At 63.8% G+C, this 8,382-nt stretch carries 8 protein-coding genes; 3 read left to right on the forward strand and 5 right to left on the reverse strand.

What is annotated here, in order from left to right; genetic code table 11:
* Window positions 1–20 precede the first annotated feature (20 nt).
* The gene (gene tadA, locus BLT42_RS08315; protein ID WP_233342393.1) at window positions 21–503 is read left to right on the forward strand and encodes a tRNA adenosine(34) deaminase TadA; all 483 of its coding nucleotides are present in this window, start codon (window positions 21–23) and stop codon (window positions 501–503) included.
* 23 nt (window positions 504–526) lie between these two features.
* Here the strand turns inward: tadA and BLT42_RS08320 are convergent, their stop codons facing one another.
* From BLT42_RS08320 to purD, 5 genes are all read right to left on the reverse strand, one after another.
* A complete protein-coding gene (locus BLT42_RS08320) occupies window positions 527–1,105 on the reverse strand; it encodes a GNAT family N-acetyltransferase (RefSeq protein WP_091769668.1) in 579 nt (192 codons plus the stop codon).
* 3 nt (window positions 1,106–1,108) lie between these two features.
* Window positions 1,109–1,846, reverse strand: a complete 738-nt coding sequence (locus tag BLT42_RS08325; RefSeq protein WP_091769670.1) for a sulfite exporter TauE/SafE family protein — start codon at window positions 1,844–1,846, stop codon at window positions 1,109–1,111.
* 182 nt (window positions 1,847–2,028) lie between these two features.
* On the reverse strand, window positions 2,029–3,093 hold the full coding sequence (locus BLT42_RS08330) for a phosphotransferase (protein ID WP_091769672.1): 1,065 nt from the start codon (window positions 3,091–3,093) through the stop codon (window positions 2,029–2,031).
* 80 nt (window positions 3,094–3,173) lie between these two features.
* Window positions 3,174–4,478 (reverse strand): metal-dependent hydrolase family protein, encoded by a 1,305-nt coding sequence (locus BLT42_RS08335; RefSeq protein WP_091769674.1) that lies wholly within the window; start codon window positions 4,476–4,478, stop codon window positions 3,174–3,176.
* An 85-nt stretch (window positions 4,479–4,563) separates the two neighbouring features.
* Window positions 4,564–5,841, reverse strand: coding sequence for a phosphoribosylamine--glycine ligase (gene purD, locus BLT42_RS08340; RefSeq protein WP_091769676.1), 1,278 nt, complete (start codon window positions 5,839–5,841; stop codon window positions 4,564–4,566).
* 104 nt (window positions 5,842–5,945) lie between these two features.
* Between purD and xseA the strand changes: the two genes are divergently transcribed.
* Together xseA and BLT42_RS08350 are read left to right on the forward strand one after the other, a co-directional pair.
* Complete coding sequence (gene xseA / locus BLT42_RS08345) at window positions 5,946–7,388, forward strand: exodeoxyribonuclease VII large subunit (RefSeq protein WP_091769678.1); 1,443 nt, start codon at window positions 5,946–5,948, stop codon at window positions 7,386–7,388.
* A 64-nt stretch (window positions 7,389–7,452) separates the two neighbouring features.
* The gene (locus BLT42_RS08350) at window positions 7,453–7,908 is read left to right on the forward strand and encodes a hypothetical protein (RefSeq protein ID WP_091769680.1); all 456 of its coding nucleotides are present in this window, start codon (window positions 7,453–7,455) and stop codon (window positions 7,906–7,908) included.
* The last annotated feature ends 474 nt before the right edge of the window (window positions 7,909–8,382 follow it).

Here is an 8,382-nt window from a genome sequence, read left to right on the forward strand (position 1 = left end):
TGGCGCTCTACGCCGCCGCTATGACAACGTCGCGAGATACCGGGTTTATGGAGGCGGCACTACGCCTGGCAAAATCGGCAGCACAAGCTGGCGAGACGCCAATCGGTGCAATCATTGTCGATCCGGCCACGGACGAGATCATCGCGAGCGCGCATAATAGCCCGATTGCCGGTCATGATCCAACCGGGCACGCAGAAATACTCGCCTTGCGCGCTGCGGCGGCGAAACTGGGCAATTACCGGCTGCCCGGTCTGGAGCTGTTTGTGACGCTGGAACCCTGCGCCATGTGCGCCGGCGCCATTTCCCATGCGCGCATTGGCCGGCTGGTTTACGGGGCCGATGATGCCAAGGGCGGCGCCGTGGCCCACGGTCCGCGCTTCTTCCAGCAGCCGACCTGCCATTCCCGCCCGCAGGTTTCGTCCGGCATCCTGGCCGAAGAGAGCGCCGCGCTGTTGCGCGGATTCTTCCGGGCACGGCGCAAGCCGAAAAACGATGGCGGCTGAGCCCGGGCGGGTTGGGTATCGGATCAGGCCGTCAGGCGTGCATCGAGCCCGGCTCGCGCCGCCGGCCACTCATCCCTGAGCATCGAGAAATACACCGAGTCCCGCCATTCGCCGGTCCAGCTCAGGATCTGGTGGCGCAGGACACCCTCACGGGTCGCGCCCATTTTGAGCATGGCATTCTGTGAACGCTGATTCTTGTGATGGGTCTTGAGCTCGACGCGCTCGGCACCGGCATCGAAAGCATTGCCAAGCAGGAGGCGTTTGCTGGCCGGGTTGATCTTGCTGCCGCGCGCCTCGGCGCGATACCAGGTCCAGCCGACCTCGAGCCGTTTATGCGCCGGCGTGATCCCCAGATAGGCGCTATGGCCCAGCGCCGCACCATCGCCCTGCCGCCGCACCAGGTGCGAGATCTGGTCGCCGTGCGCCTGACCGGCCAGCATCAGGTCAAACCAGCCGTCGAAATACTCGCCATCGCCGCGGATCGAGGTCAGGGCCCAAAGCTCGGCCTCCGCCGCCAATGGCCGCAATTCCTCGCGATGCGTCTCGCCAAGCGGCTCCAGGCGGACGATGTCATTTTCCAGAATGTGTGGTTTGATCTGCATGGCTCAATTCCCGGTCAGAAGAAGCAGCCCCCGTACCACATAGATCGCGCCAATCCCTGTCACGATCCATTTCGTCCAGTTACGGAACTGGACATCGCTCATCACCTCAAGCAACCGCGCGCCCAGCGTCGTGCCGATGATGGCCAGCGGGCCTGCGATCAATAGCCAGTGGGTTTGCGGCAGGGCACCGGCAGCCATGGCCGGGGCGATATAATAGGCCACCTTGACCAGGTGCGAGACGACCTGGGTCGCCGCCTTGGTCGCCACAATCATGCGCCGGTCCCGCGGCGCCGCGACGAAAAACACATCGACCAGCGGCCCGGAAACGCCGGCGACGGTATTCAGACCGGTCACCAGGAAGCCGCAAATCGCCGCCTGCACCGGATTTCCGGCATCGAGTCTGAGCCAGTTCTTCGGGATCCAGATTACCGCCGGCACCAGGCCCAGGGCGATGAAGAGCCACGGCTTTGGCAGTTGAAAAGCCGCGAAAAACAGCACTGTAGCGGCCATCGCCGAACCGGTCAGATAAATCCCCAATATCCGCCAGTCGATCCATTTTCCGAGCAATATGGCGCGCCAGCCATTGGAGACGGTCTGCACTACACCATGCACCACCATCGCGGCCGACACCGGCAATATCATCGCCAGCACGCCCATCAGGATCAGACCGCCAGCCATGCCGAACACGCCGGATATGAAGGCCGTGATGAAGACGGCGATGATGAGAATGAGGATGCTCATACAGCGCTCACCGGCGCGGCGTGAAGTCCGGCAGGGACATGCGGAATGCGATGGCAGGCTGTGGTGGGCACGCTATGTGGTCCTTGCTGCTTCAAGGCTTGATGCAAACGGCCGCCCGGATCAGCGCGGTGACGATGCGCTTCACGCGACCGTCGGGACAAGCATGCCGAGGATGAAGCGCCCTAGGCGCCCGCATTCTTCGCAAATCCCCACGCACCCTCGGCCAGCGGCTTGACCGCCTGGCCGGTTTCCAGCGCCTTGGAATTGGACGCATTGCCCTGCAGGGCGCGGGCATAGACGCCCTGGCAGATCGAGGCGAGGCGGAAGAGATTATAGGCGAAATAGAAATCGAGCTCGGGAATCCCGGTCCGGTTGGTGCGCGCGCAATAGGCCTGGGTATAGGCGGCGACATCGGGAATGCCGAGCGGGGCGAGGTCGACACCGAGAAAGCCGCTGCGGATCGCCGGCGGCACCATCCAGCCCATCAGCTGATAGGTGAAATCGGCCATCGGATCGCCCAGCGTTGAAAGCTCCCAGTCGAGCACGGCAATGACGCGCGGCTCGGTCGGGTGGAAGACCATATTGTCGAGCCTGTAATCGCCATGCACGACGCTGATGCGTTCCTGCTCCGGCGCAGCGGTGGGCAGCCAGTCGATCAGCTTGTCCATCGCCTCGATCGTGTCGGTCTCGGCGGCGCGGTATTGCTTGGACCAGCGGCCGATCTGGCGCTCGAAATAATTGCCCGGCTTGCCATAATCCGACAGACCCGCCGCCTCGACATCAATGCCGTGCAGCTGCGCCAGCGTTGCATTGGAAGCGTCATAGATCGCGGCGCGCTCGGCCGGTTCCATGCCCGGCAGGAGCGGATCCCAGAAAATCCGGCCCTCGACGAATTCCATGACATAGAATTCGGTGCCAATGACGTCGCGGTCCATGCAAAGACCATACATGACGGGGCAGGGAAAGCCGGCCTCGCCCAAGGCCTTCATCACGCGAAATTCACGGTCTACGGCATGCGCTGACGGCAGGAGCTTGCCCGGCGGCTTGCGGCGCAGGACATAGCTTTTGGCCGGGGTTTCCAGCTTGTAGGTCGGGTTGGACTGACCGCCCTTGAACTGGCTGACGCTGAGCGGTCCGGCATAGCCGGTGACGTGCTCGGCCATCCATGCCGCCAATGCCGCCTGATCGAAGGCCAGCGCTTCGGCGACGTCCTTGGTGCCGGAAAAATTGCGATCAATCTGAGACATAATGCATCCGTTTGCCTGACCGCCCGCGGGCAGCCGTGTTCATTACCGTGAGGTCGCGATCACGCCGCAGCGCTGCCGGATCAGTCCTCGTGCTTGTAGACGACGCCGCCCTGCATCACGAAGTCGACATCGAGCAGGGCCGAAATATCGTCCAGCGGGTCGCTGTCGACGGCGATGATGTCGGCATATTTGCCCACTTCGATCGTACCGATATCCGCGTCCATCTGCAGATGGGCCGAGGCATTGACGGTCGCCGAGGCAATCGCCTCCATCGGTGACAGGCCGGCTTCGACCAGAAGCTCGAATTCGCGGGCATTGATACCGTGAACCGAAACACCGCTATCCGTGCCAAAGGCGATCATGACGCCGCCCTGGTGGGCCCGCCGCGCCATTTCCAGCATGATCGGGCCGACCGAGAGCGATTTCTCGCGCACGGACGGGGTCATCCAGTTCGCGGTCTGCGCAATCTCGGCGACGGTGGCACCGGCCAGCAGGGTCGGGACGAGATAGGCATTGCGGCTGCGGAACAGGCGGATCGAGGCGGCATCGAGATACGTGCCATGCTCGATCGAATCGCCGCCGGCCTCGAGGAAGGAATTGACCCCGGTGACGCCATGCGCGTGTGCCGTGACCTGACGGCCCATCATGTGCGCGGCGCCGACGATGGATTCCAGCTCGTCATTGAAGAATTGCTGCTCAACACCCGCTGCCGTGTTGGACAGGACGCCGCCGGTCGCGGTGATCTTGATCACATCGACGCCGGCCCGCACCAGTTCGCGCACGGCACGGCGGCAGTCAGCCGCACCGTTACAGGCGGAGCGGCTGGTCAGCGTATCCATCACTGCGGTCGAGAAACCATTGACGTCGGCATGGCCGCCGGTCGGCGTCACGGCAGGGCCGGAGACGCGCATGCGCGGGCCGACGACATCGCCATCGCGGATCGCATTGCGCAGGCCAGTCGAGGCTTCCAGATCGCCGCCGACATCCTGGACGGTGGTGAAGCCGGCCATCAATGTCGTGCGGGCATTGCGCACGCCATTGAGCGCCAGGTCCGCGCTGTTTTCGGTGACTTCGAGCAAGCGGCCTTCCGGGCTCAGTTCGCCCTGCAAATGCACATGGCTGTCGATCAGGCCAGGCAGGACGAATTGATCGGAGAGATCGATGATCTGCGCACCGTCCGGCGTGACGAAATCGGACTGGATCGCTTCGATACGGCCGTCGCGGATGAGGATGGAGCTATTGCCGCTCGCGGCCTGACCTGGAATGGCCAGCAAGTGACCGGCATGAATGACCGTAAGGCCGGCATTGCCGTCAGCCCCGCCTTGCGCCTGGGCGATAGTGCCGGCTGCCATCAGAGCAATCGCTGCGACCATTGAACGTAACATGCTTGTCTCCCCGCCTTTGATTTCTTGGCGTCAAACATGCCCCGGCTGGCCGGGAAGTCAATTCTCCTGGGACGGACGCACTGCCCTAATGGGTCTTGAGCGCGCGCCAGGCGATGTCGCGGCGGCAGAAACCGTCTGGCCAGTTGATCGCGTCGATGGCCGTATAGGCGCGGTCGGCGGCATAGTGCAGGCTTTCCCCGGTCGCGGTGACATTGAGCACCCGGCCGCCGGCAGCGATGCGGCGTCCCTGGGCGTCGCGCGATGTGCCAGCCTCGAAGACATGCACCCCGTCCAGCGCATTGGCAGCATCGACGCCCTCGATCACCGAGCCCTTCGAATAGTCGCCGGGATAGCCCTTCGCCGCCATCACGACCGTGATCGCCGGCTCCGGCGACCAGTCGATCGGCAGCATCTGGTCGAGATGGCCCGTCGCGGCCGCCTTGAGGTAGGGCAGGATATCATTGGCGATGCGCGCCATCAGAACCTGGCATTCCGGGTCACCGAACCGGATATTGAATTCCACGGTCTTCGGCCCGTCCGCTGTGACCATGATGCCCGCGAACAACACGCCCTGAAATGGTGTGCCCTCGGCGGCGAGGCCGGCAGCGGTGGGTTCGATAATGGTTTTCATCACCGTGTCGATCAACGCCAGGGTGGCAATCGGGGCGGGCGAGTACGCGCCCATGCCGCCGGTATTGGGGCCGGTATCGCCTTCGCCGACGCGCTTGTGATCCTGGGCCGCGCCGCAATAGAGCACCGTCTTGCCATCGCACAGGGCGAAGATCGAGACTTCCTCGCCGCGCATGAATTCCTCGATCACCAGGGTGCGCGAGGCATCCCCAAACTTGCCCGACAGAAAAGCGTCAATCTCGGCCTCGGCCGCTTCGCGCGTCTCGGGAATGACCACGCCCTTGCCGGCCGCCAGCCCGTCGGCTTTCAGCACATAGGGCGGCGAGAATTCATCCAGGAAGGCCTTGGCCCTGACCGCATCATCGAACACGCCATAGCGCGCGGTCGGAACATTGTGGCGGGCATAGAAATCCTTGGCGAAGGCCTTGGAGGTCTCCAGCATCGATGCGGCTTTCGAGGGACCGAACACCGCGATGCCGATGGCGCGCAGCTTGTCGGCCAGACCGTCACACAGCGGAATTTCCGGGCCAATGACCACCAGATCGACGGTCCGCTCACGCGCCAGATCAACCAGCCCGTCCAGATCGGAGACCGGGATATTGACGCATGTCGCCAGTGTGCCGATGGCGGCGCTGCCGGGGGCGGCGATCAGGGCGGTGACGAGCGGGCTTTGTGCGATTTTCCAGACCAGCGCGTGTTCGCGCCCGCCGGATCCGATAACCAGAACCTTCATCTCGATCTCCTGCAAATCTCAAGCCCGCACTATCGTAAACGACGCCTCGCCGCGAGTCCCTCGCGCCGTTGCGGCAGGGGCGAATCCGCCTTACCAAGTGAAGCATGGACACTCCGAGCGGCAATATCCACGAATTCTCCGTTTCCGAACTGGCCGGATCGCTCAAGCGCACCGTCGAGGACGCCTTCGGCCATGTCCGCGTGCGCGGCGAGCTGGGCCGTGTCGTGGTCGCCAAGTCCGGCCATGTCTATTTCGACCTCAAGGACGAGAAATCCGTCATCACCTCGATAGCCTGGAAGGGCACGGCGGCGCATTTCCGCTTCAAGCCGGAAGAGGGACTGGAAGTCATCATTGAAGGCCGGATGTCGACCTATCCCGGCCGCTCGCAATACCAGCTGATCGTTGAAACCATGGAGCCGGCCGGCGCCGGCGCGCTGATGGCGCTGCTCGATGAGCGCCGCAAGAAGCTCGCCGCCGAGGGCCTGTTCGACGCTGACCATAAACAGGCCATTCCTTTCCTGCCGCGTGTCATTGGTGTCGTCACCTCGCCGACCGGCGCCGTGATCCGCGATATCCTGCACCGCCTGCGTGACCGCTTTCCCTGTCATGTCCTGCTCTGGCCGGTCCTGGTCCAGGGCGAGGCTGCAGCCGGCCAGATCGCCGAAGCAATCAATGGTTTCAATGCGCTGGAAGCGGGCGGGCGGGTGCCGCGCCCCGATCTGATCATTGTCGCGCGCGGTGGCGGCTCGATTGAAGACCTCTGGGCCTTCAATGAGGAAATCGTCGTCCGCGCCGCTTTCGAGTCGAAAATTCCCCTGATCTCCGCCGTCGGTCATGAGACCGACACGACGCTGATCGATTACGCCTCCGACCGCCGCGCACCCACGCCTACCGGCGCTGCCGAGATCGCGGTTCCCGTGCGCGCCGAACTCAAGGCCAGCCTCGACACGCTCGGCGGCCGCCTGGTCGCCGGCCTCTCGCGCCTGATCGAACGCCGCCGCACCGAACTGCGCTCGGCAGCGCGCGCCCTGCCGCGCCCGACCTCGCTGCTGGAACTGAAACGCCAGCGCTTTGACATGGTCGCTGACAAGCTCGACGGTGCCTTGCTCGCCGGTGCCGCGGAGAAACGCTCCAAGCTTCTGGTCCTGACGGCGCGCCTGCGCCCCGTCACCCTGCGCCGCGACATCCAGCAAAAACGCGAACGGCTTTCTGATCGATCCGGACGCCTGGCCCCCGCCGCGACGCGCATCCTGCGCGATCAGCGCCGGGCTCTGGGTAACTGGGCCGCCCGCCTCGAGGCGCTCAGCCATACCTCGGCGCTCAAACGCGGTTTCGTGCTGGTGCGTGATGGCGATGGCAAGCTGGTGCGGACGGGGGCGAGCCTCGCTTCAGGCGCGAGTGTCGAGCTGGAGTTTGCCGATGCGCGGCGCGGGGCTGTGATTGATGGCGCGCCCGGTGCGGTGCCCCCTGCACCCGTTGCGCGGCCCAAAGCGAAGCCGCTGCCGAAGGCCAAGCCGCGCGCGGCCGGGCAGGGGACATTGTTTTAGGGGGGGAATGGCTGTGAGGGCCGCCAAATTTCCGAGTGTCCCCGCCGATTTGCCAGGAAGACGAATGGAAATCAGGATTTCTTTTCCACACGGTGATGGCCCTGACTCCATCGCGTTCGAGGCACACAGTCGTCCCAAGGCGATGAAACTTGCCAATTTTTTTCCGAACACAACGGCGCGAATTGAGATCGTGGTGAGGAATAAACGAGTCGAATTTGAAACGGTACTGCCGGAATGGCTTGGGGCTCTGAACGAGGGATTGAAGGCCCTCCTGGAACAAAGAGAACTCAAATTCGAAAAATGGTTATTGGTCGATGCTCAAGCGTTCGAGCTGCATCGCTGCGGCCACGACGAGATAAAATTGATTGTTAGAAACGGGGCCCCCTCAGAAATAGTGGTGTCGGAGGGCGAGGCAGTAGATATGCAGCAGCAAGCTCTGGCCCAACTGGTCCAGCACGTTAAATCAGCTTGTGGTGCAGAAGTCGAACTGCTCGATATTGAGGAATATCGATTGTCCTGACTGATTGAAACCGTGACCGAATGGGTGCGTGGATCTGTTTTCTCAAGCGGTGCGTCTCAAAAAAGGACTAGATTTCGAACTCTGCCCCGGCCCGCCCGAGCAGAGCGTTCCCTGAAATCCTTGCCAAGCAGGGCGCCAGACTGGAATTGACTCGTCAAGGGCGCCGCAGGCGCCGCTTCGCGGGTCCCCCCCCTTGACGAGTCAATTCCAGTCTGGCCGGGTCTCGGCATGGGTTTCAGGGCGGAGTGTGGCCCCGCGTGGCCTCTCTCGTAACGAATACAAAGTTCGACTTCCCCCGGATTTACCTGCCCTCGCGCATGCGGGGGGGGGGGGGGGGGGGGGGGGGGGGGGGGGGGGGGGGGGGGGGGGGGGGGGGGGGGGCTGCCGCCGGGGAATCCAGCAAGGCTCCCGGGACACGGTCCGGCGTCCAGCCGGTGCGTGTCCCGACTTGGGTGGGCCTGGGACGCCGTCACC

The sequence above is a fragment of the Maricaulis salignorans genome (assembly GCF_900103475.1).
Lineage (GTDB): Bacteria > Pseudomonadota > Alphaproteobacteria > Caulobacterales > Maricaulaceae > Maricaulis > Maricaulis salignorans.